This is a genomic window from Paraburkholderia sp. BL6669N2 (assembly GCF_003387275.1).
In the GTDB taxonomy this organism is placed as follows: Bacteria; Pseudomonadota; Gammaproteobacteria; order Burkholderiales; family Burkholderiaceae; genus Paraburkholderia.
Window position 1 is genome coordinate 40,106 of record NZ_QUNA01000002.1, and the last position, 15,687, is coordinate 55,792.

Consider the following 15,687-nt stretch of genomic DNA (forward strand, 5'->3'; position numbering starts at 1 on the left):
GCGTCTCCTGACGAAGCACGGTGGAACCATGTTGTCCCGTTCGACGCGGGCCCAGCGCAGTCACCGAAAATGTCATCCGGCCGTTCTTTTGTCTAAGGGATAACCAAAAGAAGAGTCATGAAAAGTGTGCGCGCGACCTGGACTGCCCGATGCATGGAACGCAATCGCGGACGAAGATGTCGCTGCGTGACGGAATCATCTTTCGCTCGCAGGAACGGGCACGCCGATCATTTCCATCACAGCGAGCGACGAAATCGCTGCGCGCCAAACGGTGTTGACCGCAGGCGCAAGCGCCCACTTCCTAAAGTCCTATGACGGGATGCGCTGGTCAGAGCCGTGCAGGGTGCGCAGGGCGTGACAACGCACCGGGGCGCGTCGCCCGAGGCGCACACCGGGCAATGAGAAAGGCGGCGCCCCTGAAGCAATGGCGTGCTGTCGAAGGGGGCTCTGGTGCAAACAGTGCGCGTGCGAATCGGTTAAGATGTGGGACTGACAAACTGACAGCCGACGATGGGCAAACTCAAGAGCCTGGACGAACTGTTCGCAGGCCGTCACTTTGACCGTGAAGTGATCATTCTGTGTGTTCGCTGGTATTTGCGCTACAAGCTTAGCCTGCGCGATCTGGTCGAAATGATGGCGGAACGAGGTCTGCCGCTGGCGCACACGACGATCCTGCGCTGGGTGCGGCGGTATGCACCGGAGTTCGTTAAACGGTGGAACCGCTTTGGCAGGCCCACTGGCCAGTCGTGCCGCGTCGACGAGACTTACCTCAAACTGCGCGGCAAGTGGGTCTATCTTTATCGGGCGGTGGATCGGGCAGGCCAGACGGTAGACCTCATGCTCAGCGCCAGGCGCGGCGTGAAGGCGGCAACAGCCTTTTTCAAAAAGGCAATCAAGCATCGGGGGCAGCCACCGAAGACCATCACGCTCGATGGTTATGCGGCCTCGCATCGCGCCGTGCGCGAAATGCAGGTCGATTGCTTGCTGCCTGAGGACACGAAGGTCCGATCCTCGAAATATCTTAATAATCTGGTCGAGCAGGACCACCGCAATATCAAGTCCCGGACGAAAGTCAGCTCGGTTTCAAACGTTTCAGGAACGCAGCGATCACTCTCTCAGGTATCGAATTGGTACATCGTATTCGCAAAGTCCAATTCAGCCTCGCGAAGCTCGACCTCAAAGATACCGCTGCGCCCGCAGTTTGGAAGGCCGTGCTGTTTGCTTGATGTGGTCTCTGTTCTACAGAAATATCGTCCAGACCGTCTATTTGCACCAGAGCCCAACAAGGTACTCAAGAGAGCACTCTTCCTCTCCGCCTTTGCCGCCTTGCGGGACCCGGTTTCGAGGGACTACTACGCCCGCAAGGTCCAGCAGGGCAAGCGCCACAATCAGGCGCTCATCGCTCTTGCCAGACGACGCTGTGATGTACTGTTTGCCATGCGGCGCGACGGCACCCTTTACCAACCCAGCTTGTGTGAAAACGCATACTGATCGCCTAAACTGAAGTAACGCCTTCAGATCGGGCGGCCACATGAAGCGATTCGTTGAAGGCGAAGACCGTAAGCAGGCTGTCCTGCTACCCGAGTATCTCGAAGACTATGTCTCCGAGGACAATCCGGTGCGCGTAGTCGACGTCTTTGTCGATGAGCTTGATCTCCATGATCTCGGCTTCGACGGAACCGCGCCCGCAGTAACGGGGCGGCCCTCGTATCATCCATCTGTACTGCTAAAGATTTATATCTACGGTTATCTGAATCGAATTCAGTCCAGTCGGCGTCTGGAGCGTGAGACTCAACGCAATATTGAGCTTATGTGGCTAACGGGCCGCCTTTCGCCGGACTTCAAGACCATCGCCGACTTCCGCCGCAGCAACGGCAAGGCAATTCGCAATGTCTGCAGCCAGTTCATCGTGCTATGCCGTAACCTGGACCTCTTCTCAAAGTCGATAGTGGCCATCGACGGCAGCAAGTTCAAAGCCGTCAACAATCGCGATCGCAACTTTACGAGCGCGAAGGTCAAGGCTCGCCTGCAGCAGATCGATGAGAGCATCGCCCGATATCTTTCCGCGATGGAGACTGCAGACCGGACTCAATCCGATGTTGCCGAGGCGAAGACGAGTCGGATCAGCGACAAGATCAGCAAGCTCAGGCAGCAGATGCAGGACCTCAAGGCGATGGAGCAGCGATTGCGCGAGTCGCCAGATGGACAGGTTTCCCTAACCGATCCAGACGCGCGCTCAATGGCTACCAGCGGTCGGGGAACGGGAATGGTTGGCTATAACGTTCAGACGGCCGTTGATGACACGCATCATCTGATCGTCGCACACGAGGTCACCAACGTTGGCAACGATCGCAGCCAGCTGACGAATATGGCCGGCCAGGCACGGCGGGCACCGGCATCAAGGATCTGACTGTCGTTGCCGACAGGGGCTACTTCAGGAGCGAAGAAGTCCTGCAATGCTATGAGGCGGGCATTACGACCTTCGTTCCTAAACCGTTGACTTCGGGCAAGAACGCTGACGGCTATTTCGGCAAGCAGGATTTTATCTACATTGCCAGGGATGACGAGTATCTTTGCCCGGCCCGGCAGCAGCTCAACTGGCGCTTCACAAACATCGAGCATGGCATGACGCTGCATTGCTATTCGAGCTCGGCCTGTTCTACCTGCGCCATCAGAAAACAATGCACATCAGGCAAGCAGGCTCGCCGGATAAAGCGCTGGGAACATGAGGCCGTCGTCGAAGCGATGCAGCAACGGCTCGACCATAAGCCGGAAATGATGCGCGTACGCCGTCAGACCGTCGAGCACCCGTTTGGCACGCTGAAATTCTGGATGGGAGCAGCACACTTCCTTATGAAAACACGCGAGCATGTCAGCACCGAGATGAGCCTTCATGTCCTCGCATACAACCTGAGGCGCGTCATGGCGATCCTCGGCGCGGAGGCGATGATGCAAAAGATGCGAGCGTGAGGATAGGCTCGCACCACGGCGGTCGCGCCGGCGCGCATTACGGCGCCTGGGCACCCCTTCCTCTCACAAAGAGCTCAAAGCGCCAATAACCACCAAACGGGCCAAATTGGGCCGTTGACGCCTGCGGATGATCGCGTGAAATCGTCATTGCGCCCGCGTTGCGTTTTTACACGACCTGAACCCAAATCCGCCCCTAATGCTTGACGAAATACATAGGGGTACCCCTCGAGCTTTCCCCATAACGCCGTCAAGTAGGCGCGCGACGCTGAGCGTTGCGTCCCGTCGCTCAACCCCGTGTCGGCGATCACGGGCACGCCCCCTCACCGCGCTTAATGGTCATAAGCCGTTTATTGCAGCGCAAATCGATGCCGCCCCGCCTTTTCGCCACGGGTGTCCGATCCAACAAACGATCTCCCGAAAACACTCACCTATCGTCACGGCAAGGCCACGTGCCGGAGTTCCGGCGTATGGGCGCTGACGCAATCGTCATAGTCCTTGCTCCGCATCCAACAGGAAGCGTGGCAAGCCAGTAAGCCGCGCCTCGGCTAACCCGGCCTCGGCGGGACGTCATTGACCGCGCTGCGTGGCCGATTTGTCGCCAAATGAAGGGGTACATAGCCACAAATTATGTACCCCTTCACTTTTGGTGTCCAAACCGGTACATTTTGTTCCGCGTCACCGGGAACGCCCGCCAGCAGAGGCCATCAGGCGCTTGCAGGCGGTCTCGCTGGCCCCGGTACTGACGCGAGCACGTCCGACGAAGGAAAAGTAAGAGCGTCTTCGAACCAAAAGTTGTAGCGGCCACCGCCAAAGCGGCGACCGCTCGCCCGGTTGGACGCCAAACCACCACGCCAGCGGTTGAGGGAGCGCCCCATTTCGCCACCGTGCTGAAACACAGCGTGTCCGCGCCGTCTCGATTGACCGGTGAAGTTTGGCCTGCAACGTCTCACGCGACGGCAGCGCGGGTGGATACCGGAGCGGGCGCTGGACGGCACACCGGATGCAACTTCCGTGTCGCCGCCAATTCCCACCGCAGCGCGGAGACAATCTTCACGTCGTTTCAGAGAAGGCGCTTCTAGTTTCAAAACCAGCCACGCGGGCAGGCTCGCGGGAGAGCCCGATTCACACTGCTAGCGCTGGATTCTCCTGCGTCTGGCGCAAGTCGTTTTATCCGCTCGTTAGGTCCAGCATCGAACCGGTACACCTCTTCGCCCCGCAGCGACACACATAGTCGGCGGCCAACTCGGGAGTTATCGCCTCTCCAACGGTCAGTCCATAGGCGATAAAGAGCTCGTCGCCCGCCTTCACGTTTCTGATCGTTTCGATGAAAACGCGCGCCCGCCCGTCCTCGACCGCTTCGCAGTTCGGCCGGCACGAATGGTTCAGCCAGCGGGCGCCATTGCCTCCGACGCTGCCGTCAATCACGCGACCGTCAGCCAGTCCGAAGATGAACGTGTGGCCCGGCCTGCCGGATCGCCGATGCCGGGCTGATGCCTGCCGCCACGACGTGACCTCCCCGCGATATTCGAAGATCCGCTGGCCGACGGGAATCGCCCTTAGCGCGAAGACGCCGCGGCCATGTACCGATGATTTCCTGACTGTCACGCGCCGCACTTCTCACTCCGGGTCTATGTTGGAGGGTGGGAGCATATCGACCAGCCGCTTGCGCGGCAACCGGTACCGACGCCTCAGAACAGGCTGATCTGCCGGGAGTCTCGCGGCGGAGGTCGGGACACGTCGGTCCGGCCGCTTTGCCGATGTACATTGCTCCTTTTCCCGATTCGCTGTAGCCGCGCCAGCAGCAGGCATTCGCCTGCGCCATCGCTCAAGCGCAACTCGAACACGCCAGTTTCGCCAGATGGGCATGGCGCCGTCGCGCGGAGCGACAGGCGCAGACCGCGCCGTTTCGCGCGGCCCATCATCGGCGTGCGGCTCCTGCCTGGCCAGCAATCCGAAACGAAACGCGTCACTGTCCCGGGCAGGGACTCATGCGCGACGCCCTGTGGAAGCGTCCGTCCCGTGAGCAGATAGATATCAGCCATGCAGCCCATTTCCCTATGCCTGGCTGGGCTGGCGGTCGGTACGACCCGGGACGAACGGGTCGAACGTGATGTCTTTCGGACTGGAGCCGGGACAGCGGACTGCCTGTCCGCCCGCGCACGCGTTTCCGCTTCCCGCAGCGTCGTCACCTCCGTCTGCAGCCGGGCATTCTCAGCCTGAACCGCTGCCAGGCGCCCCTGCAGTACGCCCGTCTGGTGACGCGCGTCACCCAGCTGTGCCCGCATGGTTTCAGATGCGCGGCGCTGGTCGTCATCCTTCCTGTCCGCGCGACGCGCGGCTTCGCCGGCGGCCGCGCCGAGATCGGCGGGCAGGTCGGGATGGTCAATGCACACCCGGCTTTTCTCGCGCAGTTCGGCCCAGAACTCGCCGAGCACTTGGGTCGGCGTGCTCATGCTGCCCCGCTTCACCAGCTGGTAAAGACGGTTCGCGGTCGGCGGAATGCCGTGGCGAAAGAACAGCAGCGCGCAGACCTCGCGGTACAGCTCGCGCGGCTTCAGACTCAGCAGCATTTCACCGACGTATTTCATCGATATACCGGCGTGACGCCGCGCGCATTCCAACTTGCCCACCGGAACGTCGGTAGCTGATTCATCTGGCGAAGTTGCGAGCAAAACAATGACCGCGGGACTTCCGCGCTCGCGATTTAACAGAGCGACAAGAGTTTCTCGAAGTAGATAGTGCCTCCGGGAGCTGATCAGAACAAGAATTCGTGGACAATAATTCCGACACGTTGACCTTGCCCCCCGTTGACGAATCCCGTAGCTCGGGGAATTATGCGGATTCGCTTTGCTGAGCCGCGAACTTGTCAGTAATCGATGGTGATCCGGTTGTCGACCCGCATCACACCGGGGGCAAGCCATGCGACCCGCTCGGCCTCCTCGCGCTCGGCCCATGAGCGGACCGTGCCGCGCAGGACGACCTCATTGCCTTCGGCCTCCACCGTGATGTGCTGAGCGTCGACTTCCGCGTTGCGCTTGAACGCGTCCTCGATCTTGCGCTTGAGGTCCTCGGGCTTGACCTTCGGCTTGATCTCGATCTCGTTCGTCAGGCCGGTTACGCCACTTGCCCGCAGCGCCGTGTCGGCCGCGCGGCGACGCTGGTAGTCCCATTCGACTTCGCCCTTCAGCGTCACGTGTCCGTCCCTGACGACCGCCTTGATGGTGTCCGCCGCATAAGGCAGCTCGGCCTTCAGTTGGGCAATGATCTCGCGCACGATCTCCGGATCGGGCGGCTTGCTGATCAGAGGCAACCGCACCTCCACATCGTTTGCGACCCCCCTCACGCCCCGCACACGCGTCGCGTCCTCTTCGGCCTTGCGCCTTTGCCGGAAGCTGCGCGCGAAACCGGACAATGTGACCGCACCGTCCTTGACCGCAACCCCGATATCTGATGGATCGATGTCCGGGTCCCACTGCAGTTCGAACTCCACGTCTCGCTTGATGTCTTCGTCGGTTCTCATCGCCGCTCCTCGTCGGTTTGTTGATGGACTAACGTGCGCCCGCAGGGCCACGCCCAGCGCTACACGCATCCGTCCACGATAGGGCAACCCTAGGGCGTGCCGGGCCGATTTTCTTCCGTACGCCTGCGCAGCTTTTGCGGCATGCTGCCGTACGTTTGTTCTGAAAACCGCGCGCAGCCGTGCAGAGATTCGACACGTCTTGCAGGAATGAGGAAGATGTCCAACCGGCAAGAACCTAGTCTTGATGTCGTCGTCATTGCGTCAATGGCCCCGTCAACGTCCCAAGCTGCGCGGCGGTGGGAGGCGCCACAGCTGCTTTGCGGTGAGGTCGACCGGCTCGCGCGTGGCGCTGAGCATGAATTGAACCGTCTTGCCGCGGATGGGCCTGGGCTTATTTCCCAAGGAAAAGGAGCAAATCGATGAGCGATCTAGTTGTTGTAAGCTTCAAAGGCGAAGAGACGGCCGACCAGGTGCTGACCAAACTCCAGCAGATGCAAAGGGAACACCTGATCGACCTTGAGGATGCCTGCATCGTGGTCCGTAGCGCGAAGGGCAACGTACATCTCAAGCAAGCCGTCGATCTAGTCAAGATCGGCGCGCTCAGCGGCGCGGCCTGGGGTGGTCTGTTTGGTGCGCTGGTTGGGCTGATGTTGCTCAATCCGCTCGTCGGGCTGGCAACAGGCATGGCCGTCGGCGCTGGCACGGGCGCGTTGTCGGGCGCGCTCTCGGACTATGGAATCGATGACGACTTCATGCGTTCGACGGGCCGGAACATTGAGCCGGGCTCGTCGGCGCTCTTCATCCTCGTGCGTCGCGTGAATTTCGACAAGGTCCTGCCAGAGCTGAAGCCTTTCGGCGGAAAGGTATTAAAGACGTCTCTCACGAACGATCAGGAGGAACGCCTGAGGAAGGCCCTAGAGAGCCTGAACAGCAGTGGCACGACAGCATGAGCATCCCTGCGCTGCGTCAGTGTTGTGGTCTTGAATTCTGTTGAAGTTTGCGTTTTGGCCGGATCGACACCCCGACAATCTAGGCGGATTATTCCGTGTGGACGTCGATCACATCGACGCGCAGTTCGACATTTGAGACTGCTCACGCCTAAACATCCGAAGACTGATGCGACCGCATCTGAAGGTGCACGCGGGACAAACGGCCGGGCAAGGTCTCTTTCGGCACGTGAGCGACGAAGGTAGCGCAAGGGACTTTTCATCCGTTGGTCACCGCTTCGAATCCGGTACCGCGCGTCCGGTGGAGGACGGTATGCAAGCAGCAAGCACCACTACTGCGGCGCTTGCAGTGGTCGTCCTGTCAGGCCTCGTCTACGTGAATTGCCCGCAGATAAAAAATCGCTATGCGCGCCGAGGGCGTGGCGCTCGACTTAACCGTCTGCGCTGCGGCTAGGATCTAGGTCGCTGGTAAAACAGGGTTCCAACGCAGGCCCGACCTTCGCGAGCAGATTGTTAGGCACGATGCGGTCGAGCACGCGAGACCCGTGGTGTCGAGCATCTCCTGCTTCACGCACGAGCCGATCTCTCGCCAACCCGCAGATCAGTGACGTCGATCTGGATGTCGTCGATGCCGCCATTTTCGATCTGCGTGATGAAGGTGACGACCTCCGCATCCAATGACAGTGATTGCATGCGGGCAACGCCGGTGCGATAGCGAGATTCCGCTGTTTCCCTTATGGAGCGCAACATGAAAAAGGAAAGTCGCGTCGACATCCGGAAGTCGAAAGTCGAGGCGCAGGAAGCGCCGATGACTCTGGACGAACAACTCGACGAAGCGCTCGGAGAGACTTTTCCTGCCAGCGATCCAATCGCCGTTCACCCCGAGCCCGAACAACCCGCGAAGAAGTAAACTCAGTTGACGTCGGTACTGGAAAGCAACAGAGCAAGCTCCTCGACGCGCTGCAAACAGCGTTTCCTGCGTGTAGATTTGTTCGAGGCGCCCGGATAAGACGGAAAGTGTTGCCACCAAAACTTGGAATATACCGCGATCACAGGCGAGGCTGGTTCAGCTGCAGAGTAACTGTCGCGCGCCTCTCATCTAGATCGTCCCGCCATAGGCGGCGACGCCGCGCACTTCGGACTCCACGCTACCTACATCCATCGCCCCGCCAGGTTCGCGACTGCGACCTGCTACGCGCGCAGGGTGACGCGGCCGCCGGTTGCGTCGAGCACTCAAACGCGCGCAGCGGCGCGGACATTCCGTCGCTTGTGGCTGGACGATTGTGAGTCCGAAGCGCCTGATCTGGACGACGTCATTCGCTTCAATGAAGCGATCGATCAGGCATTCGCTGAATCGGTCACCTTCTTCAGTACATAGATGGATCAGAACCGCAACCTCCTGCTTGGCATGCTGGGCCACGACCTGCGCACCCCCCTACAGGCGATCCAGGCAACTGCGTCGTATCTTGCCGCACTCAATGCTGGGGAACGGATATCCGGGGCCGCCGCTCGTCTGATTCGAAGCGGAGCCCGGATGCAGGCGTTGCTTGATGACCTGACTGATTTCAACCGTACCAAACTGGGCTTGGGCATCAATGTGAAGCCCACAAATATCGATCTGGCGGAGGTGCTTGCCGACGAATTGGACGGGTTGCGTGCAATTCACCCTGACCGGCAAATTGACTTGCACGTGAATGGTGATTCGCAGGGGCGCTGGGACGGGCAGCGTCTGCAGCAATAGCTTGGAAATCTGGTAACCAATGCCATCAAGTATGGGGCGCAGAGCACTCCCGTAAGCGTGACGGTGCTCGGCGGCATAACACATGTCCGTATCGAAGTCAGCAATTGCGGGCCTGCCATCAACGGAGCAATGCTGGCATGCATGTTCGACCCCCTGACGCGCGAGACCAGCCGACAAGCTGCAACCGAGGAGGCGGGTAGCCTGGGATTGGGTCTGTATATCGCGAGCGAAATCGCCAAAGCCCATCACGGTACGATTGAAACGCGGTCCGATGAGACGGAGACCTTGTTTTCAGTATCGCTCCCGCGCGCGGACGAATCCCTCTTGACACCCCGTCGCAAGGGAGCAGAGTGACGGCTTCAGCGTCGGTCGTCCCAGACAGATCCATCGTGAAAAGCAGTCGTTCACATGTCGAAGCCCAATGACGCCTTGGGGTCGAAGCCGAAGTTCGCCGCCGTTGGCGGTGCGGCTTGCGACGAACTTCCGGGTTCGGCCAAACCGCGTCGGGCCCGACAGGGGAAGTTAGCGAAAGGCAACGGTGCTGCGGGCAACCTGGAAACCGAAGGAAGCCGGAAGTAAAGCGCTGGTCCGACGAACAGAATCTCGAAACCCTGATTACCCCTCCGGCCTCGTCAGGCGGCGGCCGCGACCGTCACCGCATCGCCGACCGAACAGACGCCGTCGCTCAGCACCTCAAGATAAATGCCGAGATCGGCATGGCCGAAATGCTGCATGATCGCTTTCGGCAGATTGGCGTCGCGTGTGGCGGTCTCCGGGTTGACGTTGATGGCGGCACAGCGCCGCGTCGGTAGGGCCCCGCGAAAACGTACCCCGCCAATCTCGACTTCGCGACCGAGCCAGTTGAGCTCCGCCCAGGCAGGCACGCCGTCGAGATAGATGTTGGCGCGGAAGCGCAGGGGGTGCACGGAAGTCCCGGTCGCCTCCTCAAGCGCCCGCACGGAGGCCAGGTTGATCACCGAGATCGCTTTCATCATGACCGGCGAGACCACGCCGACATCCGTGAATTTGTGGTCTGCGGCCGAGACCAGGCGGGGGCGGCCTTCAGTCGCTTCGCCCAGATAAGCCGCCATGAAATCCTCGATCGCCTCGCGGCCCGCAGCATTCGTCGTCGCCGCCTCAAGCACAAGCTCACCGCGATAGCGAATGGTCAGCGTGCCGGTCTCTGGATCCAGCCGTGTCGCCAGCGCGGCAAGCTTTTCATTCTTGCGCAGCATCAGGAAATAGCCCTTGTCGAGCGGCTCGGGGGCTTCCGGATCAAAACGCGTCGTGCCGAGCGCCAGCGCGAATGCGCGGTCGAAGGACAGTCCTTGCCCGTGGCTGACGGCCATTTCCGTCAAGGGCTCGGGAGAGAGACCCTTGATTGGATAGCGATAGAGATTGATAATTTTCGCCATTATTCCTGTTCCATCACTGATTTTCGCCATCATTCCCGCAGTGCTTAACATAGCACCTGGTGAGGGTGACAAGCCACCAGGAACCGGGGTTGGATTGACAAGCGGCTCGCTCAATATGCGCAGAACAGTCCTTTGTGAGCATGGACAGGCGGGGACACAAATCGGTGACGTCTAGTTGCGTTCGAGCGGCGGGGCAGAACGGTCGCTCTGGAGCGCAGTGGCGGCATTCACAGAAACTAATGGGGACGGGAAGGGACCGACTCCCGCCGAGCGTCGTCGGAAGAATCCGGGAAGCGGCCATTCAATTCAAGATGGTGAACGTTGCTTGATCGGCCATAGCCGACGCGCACTATTCAGCCGCCGTGCGGCTGCAGTACGCCACGTTGCCGTCGTTCGCAATGAAATGCTGCCGAACGTCGACTTCCGGGAACGGCAACGGGTCTCAGCGACCCGACAGAGTCATTTGCGCCTTATCGCTGAACGTTGGTTTTCAGGCAAATAGTCGACGGATATCGCTCCAGGCGATGCGTCAGCGCAGGACGTCGGAACGTGTGGTGCGCGTCGGCTCTGGAAGAAAATTGCGGTACGGCTCCTCATGTAGCCGAATTGTTACCGGTCTACACTACACCGCGACAATTTCGGTAACACTTGCGGGCTTGTATCTGCCGGTCGGGTGTGGGCGCGGCTTCTGCTTCCCTCCCTGTGCCGGCCGGTGTACGCTGAAGTTACCTTGCACCCTCCACGCGCTGACGCCACCCGATTCTTCCTCATTTCCTGGTCTTTTCTCCAATGCCTACTACCCCGTCCTCGGAGTCTGCTCCGCAGCAATCCGGCACCGCGCCTACACCGTCCGCTTCGCCGGTTTTCCCCGTGGTAGGCATCGGCGCGTCGGCGGGCGGCATTCAGGCGCTTCTCCGGCTCTTCGAGCAGATGCCCGCAGACAGCGGTATGGCATTCGTGATCGTATTGCACCTTTCCCCGAAATACGAAAGCCGCGCTGACCAGGTACTACAGCGGGTAACCTCGATGCCTGTCATGCAGGTTCGCGAGCCCACGCACATCGAGAAGAACAGCGTCTATCTGATCTCGCCATCCAATGACCTGTCCATGTTTGACGGCTACCTTCGCGTGACGCCAGCGGAGCGCTCTTCAGGCAGGCCGGTGGCCATCGACCGGTTTTTCCGGAGTCTTGCAGACGCCCATGGCAGCCGGGCCGTCAGCGTAATCCTCTCCGGCACAGGGAGTGACGGTACGGCCGGAATCGGCCGGATCAAGGAATGTGGCGGCGTCACCCTCGCTCAAAATCCGGACGATGCCGAGTACGGCGAGATGCCGCAAAACGCGATCGCGACGGGGCTCATCGATCTGTCGCTGCCAGTCGTGGATCTTCCGCAAAAACTGATTGAACTGTGGAGCAATGCACGGGTGATCCGACTGCCGGCGGTCGAGGGAGAGCCTCCGATAGCAGCAGTGCCTACAAGCGAAAACGCTGCAGCAACGGCCGACAGCGCGTTGCAGGATATCCTGAAGGGACTGCGGATCCACACCGGCCACGACTTCCGGCACTACAAGCGCGCAACGGTATTGCGACGCATCGAACGACGCCTGCAGGTCAACACGCTTCCCGATCTGCCGTCGTACCTCCTGTTTCTGGAACGACATCCTGATGAAAACCAGGCGTTGCTTCGAGACCTGTTGATCGGGGTAACGAATTTCTTTCGCGATCGGGAAGCATTCGAAGCACTGGAACGGGAGGTGATACCCGGCGTATTTGAGGGCAAAGATGATGGAGACCAGGTTCGCGCCTGGGTCGCCGGTTGCTCGACCGGTGAAGAGGCGTATTCGCTTGCCATGCTGTTATGCGAACGGTTGGGCGAAGAGCATACCCAGCCAGGCATTCAGATATTCGCCACGGATATCGACGAACGTGCCATCGAGTCGGCGCGATCCGGCCGATACCTTGAGTCTATCCTGACCGATGTACCGCCCTCCCGGCTTCGGCAGTTTTTCACCCATACCCGCGGCTTCTACCTTGTCAGCAAGGCGCTCAGGGAGAAGGTCCTCTTTGCGGCGCACAACATCCTGCGCGACCCGCCCTTTTCGCAGCTCGATCTCATAACGTGCCGCAACCTGCTCATCTATCTTGATCGCGATGTTCAGCGACAGGTGCTGCAGACTTTCCATTTCGCTTTGCGGACAGGTGGATACCTTTTCCTTGGCAGCTCCGAGTCCGCTGAGATTGCGGGAGACCTGTTTGCACCGGTCGACAAGAAAAATCGCATTTACCGCGCCAAACCCGCCGCGCACCGAGCTTCAGTCCCGCCCCCGTTGGCAACTGCCGGCAAAATCCTTCACGCCTCGCCGATTGAGGCTGCGCGCCCTTTGCCCAGGCCTGCGAGTTTTTCGTTTGCACCGTTGCATCAGCGCGTGATCCAGCACTATTCGCCGCCGAGCATCCTGGTCGACCGCGACGCTGAAATCCTGCACATGTCCGAACATGTCGGGCGCTTTTTGCGGTACGTCGGCGGCGAGCCATCGCATAACCTCCTCACGGTCGTGAATCCTGATCTGCGGCTCGAACTTCGAACCGCACTCTATCAGGCGCTACAGCATGGCAAAAGCATTGAAGTCAAACGGGTGCGGTTCTCACGGGGCGAGGCCTTTTCCTATGTCAATCTTTCTGTCCATCCTTTCCACGACGACATGGCAGGCGGCGACGTTCTCGCCATCTTCTTCAGCGAATCTGACGACGCGGATACAGAGAGCGGCGCGAACGACCCGCACCGCCGCGGGCAGGACCGGGTTGTCGCACAGCTCGAAACAGAACTGATTCGTACGAAAGAACTCCTGCAGTCCAGCATCGAACAATCCAATCTGTCGACCCAGGAACTGAAGGCCTCGAACGAGGAATTGCAGGCCATCAACGAGGAGATGCGCTCGGCCACTGAAGAACTCGAAACCGGCAAGGAAGAGCTCCAATCGGTCAATGAAGAACTGGTCACCGTCAATGCCGAGCTTCAGACGAAGGTCGAAGACGAGGCCAGGGCACATGACGATCTTCAGAATCTGATTGCGTCCAGCGGCATTGCAACGGTCTTTGTCGACCGGGACATGCGCATCAAGCGCTTTACCGCGCCCGCGGTCAGTATTTTCAACCTGATCGAGACCGATATCGGCCGGCCGTTGCTGGACCTCCGGCACCGCCTGAATTATCCGCAACTTGCCGAAGATGCGGCCGCTGCATTCGATACGCTCAAGCTGACAGAGCGCGAAATCAGCACGAACGATGGACAGTGGTTTATTGTGCGACTGCTGCCGTACCGGACACTTGACGATCGCATTGAGGGTGCGGTCCTGACCCTGATCGATATCACGGCGCGGCGACGCGCGGAAGAGGTGGCGCGAACCAGCGAAGAGCGATTGAAGTTTGCCGCACTCACTACTAACGACTACGCGATCATCGTTCAGGACCTGGACGGCGTGATCGTCAGCTGGAACAGGGGCGCGCAGAACGTGTTCGGTTATGACGAGGCAGAAGCTATCGGAAAGCCGATTGATCTGATCTTCTCGCCGGAAGATCGGGAACAGGGCGTGCCACTGGCCGAGAGGGAAAAGGCCAGAAGTGCAGGTCGCGCCGACGATGAAAGGTGGCATGTGCGCAAGGACGGCAGGCGGATCTATTGCAGCGGCGTCGTGACCGCGATCGATACGGAAGCCTTCAGGGGCTACGCCAAAATCGCGCGAGATCTTACGGGCCGGAAAAGTGCTGAAAGCCGCCAGGCTAATCAGCTCGAGCTCGAACGGCGGGTCCGGACCCGCGCGGTTTCGGCGAACCGGCAAAAGGATGAATTCTTTGCGGTGCTATCGCATGAACTGAAGAACCCTCTGAACCTGATACACGTACAGGCGGAAATGCTGATGCGCGCGCCGCAACTGCGTGAAAGTCCACTCGTTCAGGAAGCAACCGATGTGATTCTCCGCTCGGTAGTTGGGCAGGCAAAGATCATTGACGATCTGCTGGACCTGTCGCGGGCGCGAACCGGAAAACTTGCGCTGCATCTGGTGCCCGTTGACATTTCGGCGATCCTGCGTACGGTGATCGACGCCAGTGCAGCGGACGCGGCCGCTGGTGGCATTGCTTTATCCGTGTCGGGCGTTGACGGCCCGGTTCGGATACAGGCCGACCCGGTCCGTCTGGAGCAGATCTTCTGGAACATCATCCGTAACGCTCTGAAGTTCTCCCCGGCGGGCGCTCGAGTCGACGTAACCCTCTTTTCCGACAATGGATTTGTGTGTGTGCAAGTCGAAGATACCGGCCAGGGGATCGCCCCTGATTTCCTTCCCCGCGTCTTCGACATGTTTAGCCAGGCCAAAACCGGAGCCACCCGCGAGCACGGAGGCCTGGGCATCGGGCTTTCGCTGGTAAAGCAACTCGTAGAAATGCATGGCGGAAAGATGGAGGCGAGATCCGATGGCCTCGGGAAGGGTGCAACATTCTCCGTAAGACTGCCAGAAGTTGCGACTCCGCTGTCCTCGGAGGGTCGCCGTGTGAACGTGGATGGGAGCATCCTGAAGGGTTTGCGCGTGCTGCTGGTTGACGATTCGGCCGAGACGCTAGACGCTTTCCGCACACTGCTTGAAATGGAGGGCGCCAAAGTGCGTTCCGAACTCAGCGGGAAGGCGGCACTCGCGGCAGCAGCTGAGGCTCCATTCGATCTCATTCTCTCGGATGTCGGAATGCCAGAAATGAGTGGCTATGAACTGATTGCGGAACTTCGAAAGTTACCCCCGACAGCGACCACTCCGGCAATCGCATTGACCGGATTTGGCCGCAAACAAGACGTGACAGAAGCACTGGAGGCGGGCTTTGATGCACATGTCGGCAAGCCGGTATCGCTGGCTGCCCTGCTTGTCGCGATCGACCAGGCCCGTTCGGCTCGCGACGACGGGTAGGACCGTCCGGGCTGGCCACAACAGCAGCAAGACGCCCACGTCGAGCGGCAAACTTTTGTCGAACCGGGTGACCGGGCTCCGCCAGAGTGCCGTTGAACGGATAGTCGACTTGATGGGATGACAGAGACCTTGAAGCGCCAT

Annotated in this window: 8 protein-coding genes and 3 pseudogenes; 6 read left to right on the top strand and 5 right to left on the bottom strand. The window is 59.9% G+C overall.

Going from position 1 to position 15,687, the window contains the following annotated elements; genetic code table 11:
* The first annotated feature begins 510 nt into the window (after positions 1-510).
* Positions 511-1,491 carry an IS6 family transposase gene (locus tag B0G80_RS22690; RefSeq protein ID WP_258878987.1) on the top strand — a complete coding sequence of 327 codons (981 nt, stop codon included), beginning with the start codon at positions 511-513 and terminating at the stop codon, positions 1,489-1,491.
* Between the two features lie 40 nt (positions 1,492-1,531).
* A pseudogene (locus tag B0G80_RS22700) lies at positions 1,532-2,970 on the top strand (IS1182 family transposase).
* 1,167 nt (positions 2,971-4,137) lie between these two features.
* Here B0G80_RS22700 and B0G80_RS22705 read toward each other — a convergent pair.
* The 3 genes and pseudogenes from B0G80_RS22705 to B0G80_RS22725 form a co-directional block, all read right to left on the bottom strand.
* Entirely contained in the window at positions 4,138-4,584 is a 447-nt protein-coding gene (locus B0G80_RS22705; RefSeq protein ID WP_116119906.1) for an SET domain-containing protein, read from the bottom strand.
* Between the two features lie 524 nt (positions 4,585-5,108).
* Positions 5,109-5,558, bottom strand: a pseudogene (locus B0G80_RS48140) (DNA-binding protein); the annotation flags it as partial.
* 278 nt (positions 5,559-5,836) lie between these two features.
* Complete coding sequence (locus B0G80_RS22725) at positions 5,837-6,490, bottom strand: BON domain-containing protein (protein WP_116119907.1); 654 nt, start codon at positions 6,488-6,490, stop codon at positions 5,837-5,839.
* Between the two features lie 419 nt (positions 6,491-6,909).
* Between B0G80_RS22725 and B0G80_RS22730 the strand changes: the two genes are divergently transcribed.
* The gene (locus tag B0G80_RS22730; RefSeq protein ID WP_116119908.1) at positions 6,910-7,440 is read left to right on the top strand and encodes a DUF1269 domain-containing protein; all 531 of its coding nucleotides are present in this window, start codon (positions 6,910-6,912) and stop codon (positions 7,438-7,440) included.
* A 564-nt stretch (positions 7,441-8,004) separates the two neighbouring features.
* Here the strand turns inward: B0G80_RS22730 and B0G80_RS47035 are convergent.
* Positions 8,005-8,130: a hypothetical protein gene (locus B0G80_RS47035; protein WP_258878989.1), complete on the bottom strand. Its 126-nt coding sequence runs from the start codon at positions 8,128-8,130 to the stop codon at positions 8,005-8,007.
* Between the two features lie 55 nt (positions 8,131-8,185).
* Between B0G80_RS47035 and B0G80_RS45970 the strand changes: the two genes are divergently transcribed.
* Together B0G80_RS45970 and B0G80_RS22735 are read left to right on the top strand one after the other, a co-directional pair.
* Complete coding sequence (locus tag B0G80_RS45970; RefSeq protein ID WP_181920033.1) at positions 8,186-8,347, top strand: hypothetical protein; 162 nt, start codon at positions 8,186-8,188, stop codon at positions 8,345-8,347.
* Positions 8,348-8,665: 318 nt separating this feature from the next.
* Positions 8,666-9,532: pseudogene (locus B0G80_RS22735) on the top strand (sensor histidine kinase); the annotation flags it as partial.
* Positions 9,533-9,810: 278 nt separating this feature from the next.
* Here the strand turns inward: B0G80_RS22735 and B0G80_RS22740 are convergent.
* Positions 9,811-10,593 (bottom strand): MOSC domain-containing protein, encoded by a 783-nt coding sequence (locus B0G80_RS22740; protein ID WP_116119910.1) that lies wholly within the window; start codon positions 10,591-10,593, stop codon positions 9,811-9,813.
* Positions 10,594-11,382: 789 nt separating this feature from the next.
* Between B0G80_RS22740 and B0G80_RS22745 the strand changes: the two genes are divergently transcribed.
* Complete coding sequence (locus B0G80_RS22745; protein WP_116119912.1) at positions 11,383-15,546, top strand: CheR family methyltransferase; 4,164 nt, start codon at positions 11,383-11,385, stop codon at positions 15,544-15,546.
* Positions 15,547-15,687: the final 141 nt, after the last annotated feature.

Bases quoted from the DNA above. Each gene is read 5' to 3' on its own strand.
- B0G80_RS22725 (WP_116119907.1), bottom strand. From the start codon at position 6,490: ATGAGAACCGACGAAGACATCAAGCGAGACGTGGAGTTCGAACTGCAG.
- B0G80_RS22745 (WP_116119912.1), top strand. From the start codon at position 11,383: ATGCCTACTACCCCGTCCTCGGAGTCTGCTCCGCAGCAATCCGGCACC.
- B0G80_RS22740 (WP_116119910.1), bottom strand. From the start codon at position 10,593: ATGGCGAAAATTATCAATCTCTATCGCTATCCAATCAAGGGTCTCTCT.
- B0G80_RS22690 (WP_258878987.1), top strand. From the start codon at position 511: ATGGGCAAACTCAAGAGCCTGGACGAACTGTTCGCAGGCCGTCACTTT.
- B0G80_RS22730 (WP_116119908.1), top strand. From the start codon at position 6,910: ATGAGCGATCTAGTTGTTGTAAGCTTCAAAGGCGAAGAGACGGCCGAC.
- B0G80_RS45970 (WP_181920033.1), top strand. From the start codon at position 8,186: ATGAAAAAGGAAAGTCGCGTCGACATCCGGAAGTCGAAAGTCGAGGCG.
- B0G80_RS47035 (WP_258878989.1), bottom strand. From the start codon at position 8,130: ATGCAATCACTGTCATTGGATGCGGAGGTCGTCACCTTCATCACGCAG.